The organism is Bullifex sp. (assembly GCF_034103065.1).
Taxonomy (GTDB): domain Bacteria; phylum Spirochaetota; class Spirochaetia; order Sphaerochaetales; family Sphaerochaetaceae; genus Bullifex.
Map to the genome: position 1 here is coordinate 1 of NZ_JAXEGN010000113.1, position 2,678 is coordinate 2,678.

Annotated in this window: 3 protein-coding genes; 1 reads left to right on the forward strand and 2 read right to left on the reverse strand. The window is 32.8% G+C overall.

Going from position 1 to position 2,678, the window contains the following annotated elements; translation table 11 throughout:
• Positions 1–158 precede the first annotated feature (158 nt).
• Complete coding sequence (locus SOY52_RS04460) at positions 159–1,505, forward strand: MATE family efflux transporter (RefSeq protein ID WP_320847778.1); 1,347 nt, start codon at positions 159–161, stop codon at positions 1,503–1,505.
• Positions 1,506–1,533: 28 nt separating this feature from the next.
• On the opposite strand, the gene deoD is transcribed toward SOY52_RS04460, so the two are convergent.
• Positions 1,534–2,226, reverse strand: a complete 693-nt coding sequence (gene deoD, locus SOY52_RS04465; RefSeq protein WP_320847779.1) for a purine-nucleoside phosphorylase — start codon at positions 2,224–2,226, stop codon at positions 1,534–1,536.
• A 2-nt stretch (positions 2,227–2,228) separates the two neighbouring features.
• The coding region (gene nrdG / locus SOY52_RS04470; RefSeq protein ID WP_320847780.1) for an anaerobic ribonucleoside-triphosphate reductase activating protein at positions 2,229–2,678 on the reverse strand (450 nt) is incomplete at its 5' end.

Sequence of the window (2,678 nt, forward strand, 5' to 3'; positions counted from 1 at the left end):
TTTGATCTTGTAAATGAGGCAGAGGATAATCCACTTTTAACTAAAAATATTGTTATTCCAGTGAGTGTTGTTGAAAGAGAAAGTGTGATTAAAAAATAATTTTAGGTTATGAATTTAACCTGTAGAGTTTTTCTTTTATTGTTGATAAGCAATATTATATGGAAAAACAAAAGCTCATAGATAAAAAAGAATTTAGGAAGGAACTTTTATCATTAGCCCTTCCTATCACATTGCAAGGTATTTTTTATGCATCTTTCAATGTTGTTGACCAATTAATGACTGGTCAGCTTGGAAGTAGCAGTATTGCAGCAATTGGTTTAACTGGAAAGTTCATCGGAATTTTCTCTGTTATGATTAACACATTTGGTGCAGTCGCAGGAATTATTATTGCTCAAGCAATTGGAAAAAAGGATAGCAAGGATGAAGGAAAAGGCTTTTATACTAACTTCTTAATTACTTCTGTTATTGCTTTTATTTTTATGGCATTGAGTAATATTATTCCAACGAAGATAATGAGTCTTTACTCAACTGATAGTCAAATGGTTGAAATCGCTTCATCATACTTACGAATTTACTCCTTAAGCTTTATCTTTCTTTCGTTAACTACAATGTTTTCAACATATCTTAGATGCATAGACCATGCGAAAGAACCACTTTATGCGGGAATAATGAGTATGGTTATAAATACGCTCTTAAACTATGTTTTAATTTTTGGTATGGGTCCTATTCCAAAACTAGGAGTCATAGGAGCTGCCTTTGCAAGTGTTATCGCCCAAGTAGTTTCTGCTATTATGCTTCTATATTACTTTATTAAATATAGTAAAAATAGAGGCTTAATTAAGAGTGTGTATTCAACAATAAAAGAGTTAAAACCATTTGTTCTAATATTACTTCCTCTGTTTATATCTGAATTTATGTGGGTTCTAGGTGAAAATATTTATGGCGGTATATATGGTCATGTAGGAACACAGCAGTGTGCAGCAATGACATTAATGAACCCTATAGTATCATTAGTAATTGGAGCTCTTACTGGTGTTTCATCTGCAACCGGAATTATAGTTGGTAAATATCTTGGTGCTAATGATAGTGCTAGAGCGTATGAAAGTGGTAAGAAGTTATTGTTTACTGCATTAATCGGTTCTCTAATATTAAGTGCAATAGTAGTATTAACAGCATCGCTATATGTAAAACTATTTAATGTTGAACCTGAAGTTAGACAAATGGCTATATATATAATATGTATATTTGCTCTATTTGCACCTGTTAAAGTATTAAATATGACGCTTGGTAATGGAATACTTCGTAGTGGTGGAAAAACTCATTTTATAGCACTAATTGATATCTTTGGAACTTGGTGTATTGGTGTTCCACTTGGTTTAATTGCTGCTTTTGTATTAAATCTTCCAATATGGTTAATTTATTTTACTTTAAGCTTAGAGGAGTGTGTACGTCTATTAATTGGACTTATTATATTTAAAAGTCGTAAATGGATGGGACAAATATAATATAGCAGGCATTTAGCCTGCTAATAGATTAAAAACTAATTGCTAATTCAAGTGCGAGATTTATCATTTTGGTAAATGTCTCTTCTCTTTCTTTTGGTGTCATATTTTCTTCTTTACCAATGATATCAGAGATAGTTAAGAGACAAATTGCATCTTTATGTAATTCTGCTGCATTTGCATAAAGTGCAGCTGCTTCCATTTCAATAGCAAGCATGCCCATCTTCTTGCAAGGTTCAAAATACTCATTATCACAGTAAAATACTGGAGTTGAATAAATTGGTCCAAGAATTATTGAATCATCAAGCTTAATAAGCTTTTTTACAAGTGCAGCAGAAGCAGTAGGCGCAAAGACTCCTGGGAAATTATAGTGATTAAGGTATCCTGAATCAGTACTTGCTGAGAGAGCTGCAATAACATCACCAAGCTTTAAATCATCACTTAATGCCCCGGCAGAACCTACTCTGATTATTCTATCAACATCGTACTCATTAAAAAGTTCATGAGAATAAATACCCATAGACCCATCGCCCATGCCACTTGCCATAACAGATACTTCTTTACCTTTATATTTACCTGTGTATGCTAAAGCCCCTCTAACTTCATTTACAAGCTTAATTTCCTCTAAGAAATTTTCAGCAATAAATTTAGCTCTTTTAGGGTCACCTGGCATCAATACTGATTTAGCTATTTCACCTTTCTTTGCACTATTATGACAAGTCATGATTAAACTCCTATTCTACAATCTTTCCAAATTATAATCTGATTTTGCGCAAAGGTGGATTTTAAATCTATTAGTCTTTGATTTCTACTTCCTCTAAATTGTAGTGAAATATCTTTTTCTTCTAGAATAAAGCGACCATCGACAAGAACATCACAGAGCTGCAAAATTTCTTTAGCAGTTCCTGTAGCCGCTCTTGAAGGTGTTATACCCATTAATTCTTCAAATGTAAAACCTGAGTAAACCCAAATTGATTTATTTGGATATTTGTCTCTTACGCGTTTTAAAAATGGTAGAAGGACTTCTTGGTTTTCAACTTCCATTGGCTCCCCACCAAGAAGTGTTAAACCTTCAATGTAATAAGGCTCTAGGGATGAAATAATATCATTTTCAACTGCTGTATTAAATTCATTGCCGTATTTAAAATCCCAAGCCATTTGGTTAAAGCATTCTTT